General features: G+C 74.3%; 15 protein-coding genes. 10 read left to right on the forward strand and 5 right to left on the reverse strand.

The genetic code is table 11. The annotated features are described in order from the left end of the window. Positions 1–69: 69 nt before the first annotated feature. Entirely contained in the window at positions 70–1281 is a 1212-nt protein-coding gene (locus AC0693_RS20570; protein WP_478802482.1) for an ROK family protein, read from the reverse strand. 858 nt (positions 1282–2139) lie between these two features. On the opposite strand from AC0693_RS20570, the gene AC0693_RS20575 reads away from it, so the two are divergent. From AC0693_RS20575 to AC0693_RS20600, 6 genes are all read left to right on the forward strand, one after another. After that, complete coding sequence (locus AC0693_RS20575; protein WP_478802483.1) at positions 2140–3162, forward strand: TauD/TfdA dioxygenase family protein; 1023 nt, start codon at positions 2140–2142, stop codon at positions 3160–3162. A gap of 31 nt (positions 3163–3193) precedes the next feature. Further along, the gene (ssuE, locus tag AC0693_RS20580) at positions 3194–3763 is read left to right on the forward strand and encodes an NADPH-dependent FMN reductase (protein WP_478802484.1); all 570 of its coding nucleotides are present in this window, start codon (positions 3194–3196) and stop codon (positions 3761–3763) included. Positions 3764–3792: 29 nt separating this feature from the next. Beyond that, positions 3793–4827, forward strand: a complete 1035-nt coding sequence (locus AC0693_RS20585; protein ID WP_478802485.1) for an ABC transporter substrate-binding protein — start codon at positions 3793–3795, stop codon at positions 4825–4827. 5 nt (positions 4828–4832) lie between these two features. Further along, positions 4833–5645, forward strand: a complete 813-nt coding sequence (locus tag AC0693_RS20590; protein ID WP_478738728.1) for an ABC transporter ATP-binding protein — start codon at positions 4833–4835, stop codon at positions 5643–5645. Then, entirely contained in the window at positions 5642–6574 is a 933-nt protein-coding gene (locus AC0693_RS20595) for an ABC transporter permease (RefSeq protein ID WP_478802486.1), read from the forward strand. The genes AC0693_RS20590 and AC0693_RS20595 overlap by 4 nt, the downstream gene beginning before the upstream one ends. A 77-nt stretch (positions 6575–6651) precedes the next feature. Continuing rightward, a complete protein-coding gene (locus tag AC0693_RS20600; protein ID WP_478802487.1) occupies positions 6652–7995 on the forward strand; it encodes an LLM class flavin-dependent oxidoreductase in 1344 nt (447 codons plus the stop codon). A 109-nt stretch (positions 7996–8104) separates the two neighbouring features. On the opposite strand, the gene AC0693_RS20605 is transcribed toward AC0693_RS20600, so the two are convergent. The 3 genes from AC0693_RS20605 to AC0693_RS20615 all read right to left on the reverse strand — a co-directional run bounded on the left by AC0693_RS20605 (position 8105) and on the right by AC0693_RS20615 (position 10539). After that, positions 8105–9034 carry an NADP-dependent oxidoreductase gene (locus tag AC0693_RS20605; RefSeq protein WP_478802488.1) on the reverse strand — a complete coding sequence of 310 codons (930 nt, stop codon included), beginning with the start codon at positions 9032–9034 and terminating at the stop codon, positions 8105–8107. Between the two features lie 62 nt (positions 9035–9096). Then, complete coding sequence (locus AC0693_RS20610; RefSeq protein ID WP_478802489.1) at positions 9097–9858, reverse strand: DUF2470 domain-containing protein; 762 nt, start codon at positions 9856–9858, stop codon at positions 9097–9099. A 45-nt stretch (positions 9859–9903) separates the two neighbouring features. Then, positions 9904–10539 (reverse strand): TetR/AcrR family transcriptional regulator, encoded by a 636-nt coding sequence (locus tag AC0693_RS20615; RefSeq protein ID WP_468464918.1) that lies wholly within the window; start codon positions 10537–10539, stop codon positions 9904–9906. A 98-nt stretch (positions 10540–10637) separates the two neighbouring features. On the opposite strand from AC0693_RS20615, the gene AC0693_RS20620 reads away from it, so the two are divergent. The 4 genes from AC0693_RS20620 (at position 10638) to AC0693_RS20635 (ending at position 13522) form a co-directional block, all read left to right on the forward strand. Continuing rightward, positions 10638–11033, forward strand: a complete 396-nt coding sequence (locus AC0693_RS20620) for a cell division protein SepF (protein ID WP_468464916.1) — start codon at positions 10638–10640, stop codon at positions 11031–11033. Positions 11034–11099: 66 nt separating this feature from the next. Continuing rightward, positions 11100–12482, forward strand: a complete 1383-nt coding sequence (locus tag AC0693_RS20625) for an AAA family ATPase (RefSeq protein WP_478802490.1) — start codon at positions 11100–11102, stop codon at positions 12480–12482. After that, positions 12479–12910 (forward strand): nucleotide pyrophosphohydrolase, encoded by a 432-nt coding sequence (locus AC0693_RS20630; protein ID WP_478802491.1) that lies wholly within the window; start codon positions 12479–12481, stop codon positions 12908–12910. The genes AC0693_RS20625 and AC0693_RS20630 overlap by 4 nt, the downstream gene beginning before the upstream one ends. A gap of 126 nt (positions 12911–13036) precedes the next feature. Continuing rightward, positions 13037–13522 carry a DUF6099 family protein gene (locus tag AC0693_RS20635; protein WP_468464910.1) on the forward strand — a complete coding sequence of 162 codons (486 nt, stop codon included), beginning with the start codon at positions 13037–13039 and terminating at the stop codon, positions 13520–13522. 150 nt (positions 13523–13672) lie between these two features. Here the strand turns inward: AC0693_RS20635 and AC0693_RS20640 are convergent, their stop codons facing one another. After that, entirely contained in the window at positions 13673–13921 is a 249-nt protein-coding gene (locus AC0693_RS20640; RefSeq protein ID WP_478802492.1) for a hypothetical protein, read from the reverse strand. Positions 13922–14078 lie beyond the last annotated feature (157 nt).

The raw sequence follows: 14078 nt of genomic DNA on the forward strand, positions 1-14078 counted from the left end.
GCTAGGGGCGCCGCTAAAGCGAAGCCATAACCCCCCTATGTGATCTCGCACTCCCAGTTCTTGTCAGGTTCAGGACAGAGCGGCGGGATCCCGGAACAACGGACCGAGCAGCACGGTGGCCGCGGCCTGCGGAAGTACGGCGGGCCCCGCGTGCGGGGCGACGATCCGGCCCGGTCCCGCCGCCGCCGGGGACAGCTCCGCGGCGGCCGCCCGGATGTCCTCCAGATAGCCCTCGTGCAGCACGCTCGACAGCTCGCTGATCACCATGACGGCCGGGTTGAACACGTCGAAGAGCAGCGCGGCCGCACCGCCGACCGCCCGGGCCCGCTCGCGCAGCAGCGCGTCCGCGCGCGGGTCGCCGGTGGCCGCCGCGTCGACCAGCATCCCCACGGAGGGGTCCGGCACGATGCCCCGGCGCACCGCCTCCGCCCCGAGCGCCGTGTCCGAGGCGGCCGCCTGCAGGCAGCCGGTACGTCCGCACGCGCACGCCGCGGCCGACCCGGGCACCGGCAGGTGCGCCACGTCCCCGGCCGCCGCCCCCGGCCCCTGGTGGACCGTGCCCTCGATGCCGAAGGCGGCGTCGACCACGTTGCCGATGAAGAGGTGCACCAGGCTGCGCCGGGCCTGCGGGTGCCCGAAGAGGATCTCCGCGTGCCCGACGGCGCGCGCGTGGTTGTCCACCCGGACCGGCACCTCCAGGGCGCGGGACAGCGAGGCGGCCAGCGGTACGTCGTGCCAGCCCAGGGCCTCGTGCCGGATGACCGTCCCGGTGTCCGGGCGCACCCAGCCGCCCAGCGCGACGCCGACCCCCAGCAGGGGGCGCGCGCCGCGGGTCTGCGCCAGGAACGGGCCCAGTTCGGCGGCGAGGCGGCCGGTGAGCCGGTCCGGGGACGGAGTCCCCTCGTACGGGAGCGCCCGCCGGGCCAGCACCTGCCCGCGCAGGTCGACCAGCCCGAGGACGGCGCTGCGCACCCCGATGTGCAGCGCCCCCGCCACCGGGCCGCCGACCGCCCCGGTGTGCAGGTCCAGCGGCACCCGGGGCCGGCCCGCCGCCGTGCCCGGGCCGGCCGGGGGCGCGGGCACCTCGCGCAGCAGGCCGCGCCGCACCAGCAGGGTCGTCTGCCGGGACACGGCGGCCGGGCTCAGCCCGCACAGCCCGGAGACGGCGCTGCGGGCGACGGGCCCGTGATCCAGCACGGCCCGCAGCACGGCGGCGGCGTTGGCCACGGCCCGCCCGTCCCCCGCGCTGCGGCCCCCGGCCGCCACCTGCCCAACCCCCACGCGCCCTCCTCGACTGTCCCCCCGATCATGCCGGACCACCGGGCGCTACCCGGGCCACAGTCAGCCTCGCCGGCGTTTGAGGCGCACCCGGAGGGCAGCGCCAGGCGCGGCCGGTGACGCGCCGGTGCGCACGTCCGGGCTGCGCCGCGTGTCCGACGCGCGGCTCGCGGGCCCTCCGGGGGCGCCTCAATCGCCGGCGAGGCTGGGATGTGGGCCGCCTTCGGTGTCGGGCCCCGTCGGCGATTGCGCGGGCCGCCCCGCCTCCGGCGTCGGGGTGCCGCCTCCAGCCCCGCCGGCGTTTGAGGCGCCCCCGGAGGGCCGGGGCCGCTGGGGGGCGCGGCCGGTGCGCTCGGCAAGGCAGCGCCCGGGGCCGGATGGGGCGGGGGCGTGGCGGGCGCGTTGCGGGGGCGTGAAATCCGGGAGGGGCGATCATGCGCCATACGGCCCGCGAGCCCCGCCAGGGGATCGGTGGAACCGCAGGTCAGCGTGGGTGGAGCGGCAGTCACCCCGGCCCCCCGCTGGCCGGTTCCCACCCCTCAACCCGGGGGTTGACCCGCCCCGGACCCCCTGACAGTCTCCGAGCCATGTCCGCGACTGCACGCATCGTCTCGCGGCTCCACACCCCCGGCGGCGCGTGTTCCGCCGTTCCGGGCGGATGTCCGGGCCGCTGTCCGGCCCCCTGCCGGGCCTGACCGCCCGCTCACGTCCCACCGCGCCCCGCCCCGCCGCCCCCGGTCGGCCGACGCCGCGCACCCCTGCCCGTACCCCTGCCCCGCCCCGGCTCCACCCCCGGTCCCACGGCACCCGTACGCCCACCCCTATTTCTTCCGCTGCGGAAAGAACATCAGGAGGCCTCCCATGAGCACCAGCACCCTCACCGAGACCGACACCCACACCCACACCGACACCCTCACCGTCACCAAGGTCGGCGGCCGCATCGGCGCCGAGATCGGCGGCGTCCGCCTCGGCGGCGACCTCGCCCCCGAGACCGTCACCCGGATCCGCACCGCGCTCCTCACCCACAAGGTCGTCTTCTTCCGCGGCCAGGGCCACCTCGACGAGGCCGGCCACGAGGCCTTCGCGCAGCTCCTCGGCACCCCCGTCGCGCACCCCACCGTCCCCTCCGCGGACGGCCGTTACGCCCTCGGCATCGACTCCCACCACGGCGCCCGCGCCAACCAGTGGCACACCGACGTCACCTTCGTCCCCGCCTACCCCGCCTTCTCCATCCTGCGGGCCGTCACCATCCCGCCCTACGGCGGCGACACCCTGTGGGCCAACACCGCCACCGCCTACGCCGGCCTCCCCGCCCCGCTGCGCGCCCTCGCCGACTCCCTGCGCGCCGTCCACTCCAACGAGTACGACTACGCCGCGCTGCGCCCCGACGCCCTGCCCGAGGCCCTCGCCCAGTACCGCGAGGTGTTCACCTCCACCTCCTTCCTGACCGAGCACCCGGTGGTCCGCGTCCACCCCGAGACCGACGAACGCGCCCTGCTGCTGGGCAACTTCGTCCAGCGCCTCGACGGCCTGACGGGCCGCGACTCCCGCGCCCTCCTCGACCTCTTCCAGGCGCACATCGAGCGCCCCGAGAACACCGTCCGCTGGCGGTGGAGCGCCGGTGACGTCGCCATCTGGGACAACCGCGCCACCCAGCACTACGGCGTCGACGACTCCGACGACCACGAGCGCACCCTGCGCCGGGTCACCGTCGACGGCGACGTCCCGGTCGGCCCCGACGGCCGCCCCTCCCGCCTGATCAGCCCCGAGGCCGTCCCCGCCCCCTCCTTCGGCATCCCCTCCGGAGCCTCCGGAGCCGAAGCGCCCGGAGCCGAAGCCTCCCGAGCCGAAGCAGCCCCGGCCGCCGCCGCGCCTTCCGCCTGACCCCGCCCCGTACGACGCCCAAGGAGCCCCCGTGGCCAGCATCCTCGCCCTCACCGGCAGCCCCTCCCCGCACTCCCGTACCGCGGTCGTCGCCGGCCACGTCCTGCGGCGCTTGTCCCACTCCGGCTTCGCGACCTCGCACCTGGCCGTCCGCGAACTCCCCGCCGCCGACCTGCTCGCCGCCCGCGGCGGCCGGCCCGAGCTGCGCCGGGCCCTGGCCGCCGTGGCCGCGGCGGACGGGCTGGTCATCGCGACCCCCGTCTACAAGGCCTCGTACACGGGCCTGCTCAAGGCCTTCCTCGACCTGCTGCCGCAGGACGGCCTGGCCGGCAAGACCGTCCTGCCGCTCGCCACCGGCGGCAGCCTCGCCCACGTCCTGGCCCTCGACTACGCCCTGCGCCCGGTGCTCACCGCGCTCGGCGCCCGCCACGTCACCGCGGGCCGCTTCGTCCTCGACTCTTCCGTCGAGCGCGGCGACGGCCCCGACCGGCTGCGCCCCGAGGCCGAACTCGACCTCTACCAGGCCGTCGACGAGTTCGCCGGCGCCCTGCGCACGCACGCCGCCCCCCGCCCCGACTCCACGCTGACCACCGCCCCGTAACCGTCCCACCGCCCCCAGAAGGACCAGTCATGCCCGCGACATCCACCCGGACCACCACCTCCCGACGCCAGTTCCTCGCCCTGCTCGGCATCTCGGCGGCCGCGGTGAGCTGCGGCACGGCCACGGCCTCCTCCGGCGGGGGCGCCCAGCTCAAGAAGCTCAAGTACCAGGGCGCGGTCGGCGCGGTCACGCTGCCCGAACTCGCCGCGGACCTCGGCTACCTGGGCGACGTGACCCTCGACTGGGTCGGCAACACCATCAGCGGCCCCCAGGACATCCAGTCCGCCGCCACCGGCCAGACCCACTTCGGCGGAGCCTTCAACGGCGCCGTGGTCAAGCTCGCCGCGGGCAAGGCCCCGATCAAGGCCGTCATCTCCTACTACGGCTCCGACCAGTACTCCTACGGCGGCTACTACGTCCTGGAGGACAGCCCGATCCGCTCCGCCCGCGACCTCATCGGCAAAAAGGTCGGCATGAACACCCTGGGCGCCCACTATCAGGCGCTCCTGGACATCTACCTCAGCCGGGGCGGCCTCTCCAAGGCGGACGCGGCCAAGGTGGAGGCGCTGGTGATACCGCCGGTCAACACCGAACAGGCGCTGCGGCAGAAGCAGATCGAGGTCGGCGTGCTCAGCGGCGTCCTGCGCGACAAGGCACTGGCCACCGGCGGCATCCGGCCCCTGTTCACCGACTACCAGCTCCTCGGGGCGTTCAGCGCCGGTTCGTACGTGATGACCCAGCGCTTCATCAAGGAGAACCCCGACACCGTCCGTACGTTCGTCACCGGCGTCGCCAAGGCCATCGAGTGGTCGCGCGTCACCCCGCGCGAGGAGGTGATCGCCCGGATGACCGCGATCGTCAAGAAGCGCGGCCGCAACGAGGACACCACCACCCTCCAGTACTGGCACTCGTACGGAGTGGCCGAGGCGGGCGGCCGGATCGGGGACAAGGAGTTCCAGCTCTGGCTCGACTGGCTGGGGGAGCGCGGCGAGATCAAGAAGGGGCAGCTCAAGGCCGCCGACCTCTACACCAACGAGTTCAACGGCTACCGGAAGGAGGCCTGAACGCCATGGCGAAAATCGTCTTCGAAGCGGTCACCAAGACCTTCCCCTCCGCGTCCCGGGGAGACTTCACCGCCCTCGACGGCATCGACCTCTCCATCCCCGCGGGGGAGTTCCTCGTCGTCGTGGGACCCAGCGGCTGCGGCAAGTCCACCCTCCTCGACCTCCTCGGCGGCCTGACCCGGCCGAGCGGCGGCCGGATCCTGCTCGACGGCGAGCCGGTCACCGGCCCGGGCCTGGACCGGGGCATCGTCTTCCAGCAGTACGCGCTGCTGCCGTGGCGCACGGCGCTGGGCAACATCGAGTTCGGCCTGGAGGCCACCGGCGTACCGCGCCGCCAACGCGCCGCGAAGGCGCGGGAGTTCCTCGAACTGGTCGGACTCACCGGCTTCGGTGACCGGCACCCGCACGAACTGTCCGGCGGGATGCGCCAGCGCGTCGCCATCGCCCGCGCGCTGGCCTACGACCCCGATGTGCTGCTGATGGACGAACCCTTCGCGGCGCTCGACGCCCAGACCCGTGAATCCCTCCAGGACGAACTGCGGCGGATCTGGCAGGCCACCGGCAAGACCGTCGTCTTCATCACGCACAGCATCGAGGAGGCGGTGTACCTCGGTCAGCGCGTCGCGGTCATCACCTCCCGCCCCGGCCGCATCAAGGAGATCGTCCCGGTCTCCCTCGGGGACCGCGCGAGCCGCCTCGTGGGCGAGGACCTCCGCTCCAGCCCCGAATTCGCCCGCCACCGCCACGAGATCTGGACCCTGCTCCACGACGAGGTGGCCCGTGCCCAGCAACTGGAGAAGGAGCAGGCCACCGTATGAGCACCGACACCCGTACCCCGGTCCAGCCCACACCGGCCCCGCCGGCGCTTGAGGCGCCGCCGGAGGCACCCGCCACCCAGCCGGCACCCGCACCCGGCACTCAGCCGGCCCCCGCACCCGCCGCCCGGCCGGCCCCGGCACGGGCAGCCGAGCGCGGCAGGTTCGGGCACCGGATCCGCGGCGCAGCCGTCCGCTCCGCCGCCCTCGTCGCGCTGCTCCTCGTATGGGAGACCGCACCCCGCCTCGGCCTGGTGGACCGGACCTTCCTGCCCCCCTTCAGCGAGGTCGCCGTCGCCTGGTGGGAGCTGCTCGCCGACGGGCAGCTTGGCGAGCACACCTGGGCCAGTCTGGTGCGCTCCTTCGGCGGCTTCGGGATCGCCGTGGTCGTCGCCGTACCGCTCGGCCTGCTCATCGGCTGGTACCGGCCGGTCGCGGAACTGCTCGGCCCGCTGCTGGAGGTGTTCCGCAACACCGCCGCCCTCGCGCTGCTCCCCGTCTTCGTCCTGCTGCTCGGCATCGGCGAGACCTCGAAGATCTCGATGGTCGTCTACGCCTGCGTCTGGCCCGTCCTGCTGAACACCATCAGCGCCGTCCGGGGGGCGGACCCCACCCTGGTCCGGCTCGCCCGCTCGATGGACCTCTCCACCGTGCGGCTGTTCCAGAAGGTGATCCTGCCGTCCTCCGTGCCGACCATCTTCACCGGCATCCGGCTGGCCGGAGCGGTCTCCATCCTGGTCCTCGTCGCCGCCGAGATGATCGGCGCCAAGGCGGGCCTCGGCTACCTGATCAACGCCTCGCAGTTCAACTTCGCGATCCCCCAGATGTACGCCGGGATCATCACCATCTCCGCGATCGGCGTGGCCTTCAACCAGCTCCTCGTCTCGATCGAACGCCGCCTGAGCCTGTGGCGCGTCCCGGCCGCCGGCTGACGCCCGCGCCCCTCACCGCGCCCCCTCACCGCGCTCGCTCCCCCCTGCTCCCCTTACTCCCCGCTGAGGACCCCGCCATGACCACCGACTCCCGCCGCACCCTCCACCTCAACGCCTTCCTGATGAACGCGGGCCACCACGACGCCGCCTGGCGCCACCCCGACAGCACCCCCGAGCGGGTCACCGACCTGCGCTACTTCCAGGAGCTGGCCAGGACCGCCGAACGGGGGCTGCTCGACTCGATCTTCTTCGCCGACGGCCTCGCCCTGTGGGGCAAGGCCCGCTACAACGCCCTCGGCGGCTTCGAGCCGCTGACCCTGCTCTCCGCCATCGCCGCCGTCACCGAGCACATCGGCCTGATCGCGACCGTCTCCACCACCTTCAACGAGCCCTTCCACACGGCCCGCAAGTTCGCCTCCCTCGACCACCTCAGCAACGGCCGCGCCGGATGGAACATCGTCACCTCGGGCACCGTCGACGAGGCCCGCAACTTCAACCAGGAAGAGCACTTGGAGCACGGCCTGCGCTACGACCGGGCCCGCGAGTTCCTCGACGTGGCCACCAAGCTGTGGGACAGCTGGGACGACGACGCGATCGTCCTGGACAAGGAGGGCGGGATCTACGCCGACACCGACAAGCTGCACCCGGCCGCCCACCGCGGCGAGTACTTCGGCGTGGCGGGCCCGCTGAACGTGCCGCGTTCGCCGCAGGGCCACCCGCTCCTGGTGCAGGCCGGTTCCTCCGAGGACGGCAAGGAGTTCGCCGCGCGCTACGCGGAGGCCGTCTTCACCGCGCAGCAGACCCTCGCCGACGGCCAGACCTTCTACAAGGACCTCAAGTCCCGGCTCGCCCGCTACGGACGGGCCGAGAGCGACCTGCTCGTCCTGCCCGGCATCGCCCCGGTCATCGGTTCGACCGAGGCCGAGGCCAAGGCCCTCGAACAGCGCCTGACCGACCTCCAGGTGCCGGAGTACGGACTGGCCCAGCTCTCCGGCATGCTCGGCACCGACCTCACCGGCCTCCCCCTGGACGGGCCGCTGCCGGACCTGCCCGAGGAGCGCGACATCAACGGCAACAAGAGCCGGTTCACGCTCGTCGCCGAACTCGCCCGCCGGGACGGCCTCACCCTGCGCGAACTGATCGCCCGGCTCGGCGCCGGCCGCGGCCACCGCGTCTTCGCGGGGACCCCGGAGCAGATCGCCGACCAGCTGGAGCAGTGGTTCACCCAGGGCGCGGCCGACGGCTTCAACATCATGGCGCCCGTCCTGCCCACCGGGCTCACCGACTTCGTCGACCACGTGGTGCCGATCCTGCAGAAGCGCGGTCTCTTCCGCACCGAGTACACCGGACGCACCCTGCGCGAGAACTACGGCCTCGCGCGCCCGGTGAGCCGTTACGCCGCCACGGCGGACGCGGTCTGACGCGGCGCGGGCACGGTCAGGCGCCCCCCCCGGGCGCACCGGACCGGCGGGAACGGCCGGGCGGGCGGACACCTCCGCCCGCCCGGCCGTTCCCCGTCCCCGCGCGGACTCAGACGCTCAGCACGATCTTGCCCCGGGTCCGGCCGGCTTGGCTGATCTCCCATGCCTTCGCCGCCTCGGCGAGCGGCAGCACGTGCTCCACGTGCACCACCAGCGCGCCGCTGTCCGCCAGTTCGGCGAGCGCGGTCAGGTCGGCGGTGTCGGGACGCACCCACAGCTGGTGCGCGCCCTTGGCCGCGGCCTCGTAATCGGCGATGGAGACCACCCGGTCCCGCTGCTTGACCAGGCCCTGGAGCAGTTCGACGGCCCCGTCCCCGAAGAAGTCGAGGCCCGCGTCGATGCCGTCGGGCGCCAGCGCGCTGATCCGGTCGGCCAGTCCTTCGCCGTAGAGCACGGGCTCGGCGCCCAGGGAGCGCAGGTAGTCGTGGTTGTGCGTCCCGGCCGTGCCGATCACCCGGGCGCCCAGGGCGACGGCGATCTGCACGCCCAGCGAACCGGTGCCGCCCGCCGCCGAGTGGATGACGACGGTCTCGCCCGCCGTGACGTTCACGCGCTTCAGGGACTGGTAGGCGGTGAGCCCGGCCAGCGGGATGCCCGCGGCCTGTTCGAAGGTCAGCCCGCGGGGCTTGCGGGCGAGGGTGCGCACGGGGGCCGACACCAGTTCGGCGTAGGTGCCGAGCTGCACCCATTCCTTGCGGAGGTAGCCGTACACCTCGTCGCCCACGGCGTAGTCGAAGGTGTCGGCGCCGACGGCTTCGACGACTCCGGCGACGTCCCAGCCGGGTATGACCGGGTAGCGCACCTCCAGGGTCGGATCGAGGTATCCGGCGGCGATCTTCCAGTCGACGGGGTTGACCCCCGCGGCCCTGACCCGGACGAGCACTTCGCCGGGCCCCACCTTGGGTTCGGGCGCGTCGACGAGTGCGAGGGTGGCGGGAGTGCCGTCGGTGCCGTACGCGGAGTAAGTGATTGCCTTCATGATCACTCCAACTGCCCCTGATCCAGGGCTATTCCGGAGCGGGTACGGCGGAATCAGGCCGATCAGGCGGGCAGGCTGTTGCGGTGGGAGAGCCGCCGGGCGGCGCTCAGCAGGGCCTGGATCCGGGCCCCCGAGCGCTCGACGTCGTCCAAGGGGGAGGGGAAGGGCAGGCGGACGTCGCGGTGCCCGGCGCGGTCTTCGAGGCGCAGGGTGATCCCGTAACGGTCCAGGGCGAGCGGCAGCGCGCGGAGCACCCCGGGGGCGGGCGGCGGCTGGACCAGCCGCAGGAACAGGGTGACCAGATCGTGGTGGTCGTCGAACAGGTGCGTGAGCATGCCCGCCTCGTAGCCGGCGAGCGGGTCGGGGCGGGCTTCGTCGAGCTCGGTGAGACCGATGTACGAGCGGCCCTCGTCCGTCTCCAGGACCGCCCGGCCGAATTCCACGCACGTGCCGGCGCCGCTGCCGTCCGAACCGTCGGCGTACGGGGTCAGGAGGTGGCCGAGGACCGTGACCCGCGCGCGGACCCGGTCGCGTACGGGCGTCGGCGCGATGTCGGTGAACTCCAGCCGGATCGCGGGCCGGTCGTCGTGCGGCGCGCAGCGGCCGGCGAGCGGGTTCCCGGCGGCGGGGCCGGCGGGGTGCCAGTGCAGGTGGCCGAGCACGTCGGCGCCGTCCAGCCGGCGGACCTCGGTGCGCACGCCGTCGACGGTCACGGTCATGGAGTGGGCGGCGGCCAGTACGGAGCGCGCGCGCTCGGCGTCGGTCGGCCGGGCGGGCGCCGGGTCGGACGCGGCGGGGTGGTCGGGGTCGCCGGACGTGCGCATGCGGATCTCTCCATCGTCCCGAGGGGCTGGTTAGGTATGCCTAACCTAACCCATCTCGGTATCGCTGAGTACCCGGCGCGCCAGCCGGTCCAGGGTCCGCGCGATCCGCTCCCGGCTCAGCCCCAGGGTGTGCCGCTGGTGGTGGTACACCTCGGGGGCCAGCGGGCTGAGCAGGATGTCCACACCGCTCTCCGGGTCCTCCATCCCCGCGTCCGCGAGCAGGGTCCGCACGTGGGCCCGCCAGTGGCTGTAGGCGGCGCCCGTGAAGCGGGCCGGGCCGTGCTCGGCGCCCAGCGCGAGCGGAAGGTGACGCTCCAGCAGGTCCAGGGCGGCGGAGTAGAAGGCGGCCATCCGCTCCGCGGCGGGCGCCCCCGGACCGAGCGGCGGCGGGCCGAAGGCCAGCTTCCCGCGCAGGATGCGCTCGTGCTCGTCCAGCAGCGCGACCGCGATCGAGCGCGGATCGGGGAAGCGGCGGTAGAGGGTGGCCCGGCCCACGCCCGCGGCCTTGGCGATGCGGTCCATCGTGACCGTGCGCGGATCGTGCTCGGCGAACAACTGCTCGGCCGCGGCGAGTATCTGCTCGTGATTGCGTAACGCGTCCACCCGCTTGACGAACCGGGGCGCGGGGGCCGTACGACCCGCCGGTTCACGGACCGCGGGGAGCTCGTCGCGAGGCGTCATGGCGGCGACCTTACGTGCTTCGTGTCGTTGTTGGGCTGAACGGGTGAAACGCGAGAGGATGGGGAGATGCACAAGAAGCGTCTGGCCAAGGCGGCCTGGTGAGCAGGTACGACGTCACCGATGAACAGTGGGAGGGGCTCGCGCAGGTGGTACCCCTGCGCAGTCGCAACGAGTGGCCGTCCAGAGTGGACCACCGCACCATCCCGACGGCTCCCGATGCGGCCGTCGCCGCGCAGCGCCGGTTCGTGGTGATCCGGGTCCAGATCTTCGCCGACGCGCGCGAGGTGGCCGAGTACCTCATCGCGCAGATCCCCGTCCTGCTCGACCTCACGGGCGCCGACAGCGAAGTGGCCAAGCGGATCCTGGACTTCAGCAGCGGCGTGGTCTTCGGGCTCGGCAGCGGCATGCACCGGGTCGACCGCAACGTCTTCCTGCTGGCCCCCGTCGGCACCGAGGTGGAGGGGATCGCGGCCGCGGCCGTCCCCCGATCGTAGGAAGGTCGCGGCGGCGGAACGGTTCGGCGGCGCCGGGGGTGCCCGGACGGCCCGTAGCGTCCGGGCATGGACGCCACCTTGGACACCGCCCGCAGCGGCTCCGCCGCCGCGTTACCCCCGCCTGCCCCCTTCCCGCCGGCCGCCCCGCCCCCGGCCGCCCCGCCCCCGCCGGCGGCCCACGTGCCCGCCCCGAGGCCGTACGCCGACCGGCGCCCCGGAGCCGCCGCCCACGCGGCGCCGTACGTCGCCCGGGACGCCGCGGCCGCCCCGCATTCCGAACCGGATGCCGCGGCGGCCCCGCGCCCCGGCCCGGGCGCCGCGGCGGTGCGGCACGCCCGGCCCGCCGTCACCGAGCTGCGGCTGTCCGCCTTCGCCGCCCACCGCGCGGCGGTGTTCCCGCTCGCCCCGGTCACCCTCTTCGCGGGGCCCAGCGGCAGCGGCAAGTCCCAGGTGCTGGCCGCGTACGAGGCCCTGGCGCGGCTCGGCTCCGGCGCCCTCCTGGACGAGGTGTTCCCCGACCCGGTGGCCCTCGTACCGGAACGGGCCCGCCCCGACGCCGAGCGGCGCCGCGGCTTCCGGATCGGCTGCACGGTCGACGGCCCGGTGGGTCCGGTCCGCCTCGACCTCGCCGTCCAGGCCGAACCCGCCCTGCGCGTCGTCGGCGAACGGCTCACCGCGGGCGGCCAGATCCTGCTGAACACCGCCCTGCGCGACCCCGGGCGGCGCTCGGTCCAGGCCGCCTGGCTGACCGGCGGCTCCACCGGCGTCACCCGCGCGCCCTTCCCCGACGACCGGCTCGGCACCGCGCTGCTCCCGCTGCGGGTGGCCGGCAGCACCGAAGGCCAGCGACGGGTGCTCGCCGCCGCCGAACAGGTGGTGGTCGCGCTGCGGTCGGTGTTCCCCTGCGACCCCCGGCCCGCCGCGATGCGCGCCCCCGTGCCGCCCGGCGAGGGACGGCTGCGCGGCGACTGCGGCAACCTGGCCGACGTACTGCGCCGGACCCGGCAGGAGTGCGGCACCCGGTACGCCCTGCTGGTCGGGGCGGCCCGGACCGGCTGCGCGGGCCCCGTCGAGGGGCTGGTGGAGCGGGCCGACGCCGAGGGGCGGGTGGTGGCCGCGCTGGAGCGCGGCGCCCTCCCGGCCACCGACCTCGGGCGGCTCGGCGCGGGCGAACTGCGCTTCCTCGCCCTGGCGCTGGTCCTGCTGACCGGCCCCGGGGTGCTGGCCGTCGACCAGGCCGCCGAACTGCTGCCCGCCCAGCAGGCGCTGACCGTCCTCGCCGACGGCTTCGACCGGGGCCTCGACCGGACCCAGCGCGCCGAACTCCTGCGCCTGGCCCTGCTGTCGTGCGGCCGCGGGCACGTCCGCCTGGTGGCGGCGGTGGGCGAGGAGGGCGCCGGAAACGCCCGCGAACTGCCCGGGGTGTCGGTGGTAGACCTGTCCCCATGAACGAGAACCCCTCCCCGGAACCGGACCCGGACCCGGACTCGAACCCGGAACAGGGCCGGGCGCCGAGCCGGGCGCCGGACGAGCGGCTGGCGCTGCTCCAGCGGCGGCTGGCCGCCTTCGCGGCGGCGCGCGACTGGCAGCCCTTCCACACGCCGAAGAACCTGGCGGTGGCGCTGAGCGTGGAGGCGTCCGAACTGGTCGAGATCTTCCAGTGGCTGACGCCCGAGCAGTCGCAGCGGGTCATGGAGGACCCCGGCACCGCGCACCGTGTGGCGGATGAGGTGGCGGACGTCCTCGCCTACCTGCTGCAGTTCTGCGAGGTTCTCGGGGTGGATGTGCTCGACGCGCTGGCGGCGAAGATCGAGCGTAATGAACGTCGTTTTCCTCTGAAGGTCACTTCGGACGGGGAATGTCACTCTTCGGAGTGATGGCACTGTCCACAACCATGTTTGTGTCCACAGATTTCCGAATACCCCTGGCTTTACTGGCCCGTTGCCCTCACTCTGGGTAGTGATAGGGGAACAGCTGGGTGTCGTGCGGACGGGGGACGGCATATGGACGCGGTACGGCTGATCGCGGCCGGCCGACACGCTCTGGCGCAGAGCGGGGCGGCGATGGACATCGTGGGCGAGGCCTGGCAGACCCAGGCGCTCGCGCAGGGAACAGGGGGCTGGCTGGCCATATCGGGGCCACCGGAGCTGAGAGCGGAGGCGCGCGGGCTGGGCGAGGCGGGGACCAGAGGCTGCGGGGTGATCGACCGCGCCGCGGTCAGCGGCGAGGGCCGGGTCCCGGACTATCCGCCCAGAGCGGCCCAGCTCACCGAGGTGTCGGATGTCCGTCAGTGCCTGCTCGGGCTCCAGGCGCTGCTGGGTGAAGTGGGGATAGCGCTGGTGGGCGTCGCCTGCGCCACGGACGACGAGGGCCTGTACTGGCAGTGCATAGAGTCGATCGACGCGGCGGACGAGACGAGCGACCGGGTACGGGCGATCCTGCGCAAGATGACGGTGCGCGAGCGCGGTTCCGCCTCGGGGGTGGTCTGAGCGGCCCCGGCAGCGGAGGGGCGGGGGCGGCCCGCCGAGGTTCCGCCGTGCGGGGCGGCGGGACGCGCGCGTCGCCGGACCCGTTCAGCGCACCGTGGACGGCTGCTCGCTCGCGGGGGCGCGGTCGGGGGCGCCCGGGGCGCTGGTGGCTCAGGTGGCCTCGGTGGCTCCGGTGGCTCCGGCGGAGCGGGCAGCGGCCGACTGGAGATCGGCGTCGAGATCGCAGAGGTCGGCGTTCAGCGCCGCCATCAGCTCCTCCATCTGCTGCAGCAGCCCCTTCGGCGCTCCGCCGCTCGGGGCGGCGCCGCTCGGGGCGGCGGCGCCGGCCTCCTGGGGGAGCGGGTGCTCCGCTGCCTGTCCGGTCTGTCCTGAGCGCTCGGGCACGGACTCGTGGGACATGGCGGCCTCCTCGGCCCCGGCCCTTCCGGGGAGGGAAGGGGGGTGGTGGACGCGCTGACGGAAGCCGCCGGCGCGCGGGCCGGGCGGTCCGGCTCCGTCGGGAAAACGATCCCCTTCGGCGCCGGTCACTGGCGCGGCCGGGCGCGGCCCTTGCGGG

Source organism: Streptomyces sp. NPDC043876, assembly GCF_056435825.1.

What these genes read in the sequence shown, in the direction of transcription:
- AC0693_RS20625 (WP_478802490.1), top strand. Translation starts at nt 11,100, where the DNA reads ATGGACGCCACCTTGGACACCGCCCGCAGCGGCTCCGCCGCCGCGTTA.
- AC0693_RS20575 (WP_478802483.1), top strand. Translation starts at nt 2,140, where the DNA reads ATGAGCACCAGCACCCTCACCGAGACCGACACCCACACCCACACCGAC.
- AC0693_RS20600 (WP_478802487.1), top strand. Translation starts at nt 6,652, where the DNA reads ATGACCACCGACTCCCGCCGCACCCTCCACCTCAACGCCTTCCTGATG.
- AC0693_RS20630 (WP_478802491.1), top strand. Translation starts at nt 12,479, where the DNA reads ATGAACGAGAACCCCTCCCCGGAACCGGACCCGGACCCGGACTCGAAC.
- AC0693_RS20615 (WP_468464918.1), bottom strand. Translation starts at nt 10,539, where the DNA reads ATGACGCCTCGCGACGAGCTCCCCGCGGTCCGTGAACCGGCGGGTCGT.
- AC0693_RS20605 (WP_478802488.1), bottom strand. Translation starts at nt 9,034, where the DNA reads ATGAAGGCAATCACTTACTCCGCGTACGGCACCGACGGCACTCCCGCC.
- AC0693_RS20590 (WP_478738728.1), top strand. Translation starts at nt 4,833, where the DNA reads ATGGCGAAAATCGTCTTCGAAGCGGTCACCAAGACCTTCCCCTCCGCG.
- AC0693_RS20595 (WP_478802486.1), top strand. Translation starts at nt 5,642, where the DNA reads ATGAGCACCGACACCCGTACCCCGGTCCAGCCCACACCGGCCCCGCCG.
- AC0693_RS20610 (WP_478802489.1), bottom strand. Translation starts at nt 9,858, where the DNA reads ATGCGCACGTCCGGCGACCCCGACCACCCCGCCGCGTCCGACCCGGCG.
- AC0693_RS20635 (WP_468464910.1), top strand. Translation starts at nt 13,037, where the DNA reads ATGGACGCGGTACGGCTGATCGCGGCCGGCCGACACGCTCTGGCGCAG.
- AC0693_RS20585 (WP_478802485.1), top strand. Translation starts at nt 3,793, where the DNA reads ATGCCCGCGACATCCACCCGGACCACCACCTCCCGACGCCAGTTCCTC.
- AC0693_RS20640 (WP_478802492.1), bottom strand. Translation starts at nt 13,921, where the DNA reads ATGTCCCACGAGTCCGTGCCCGAGCGCTCAGGACAGACCGGACAGGCA.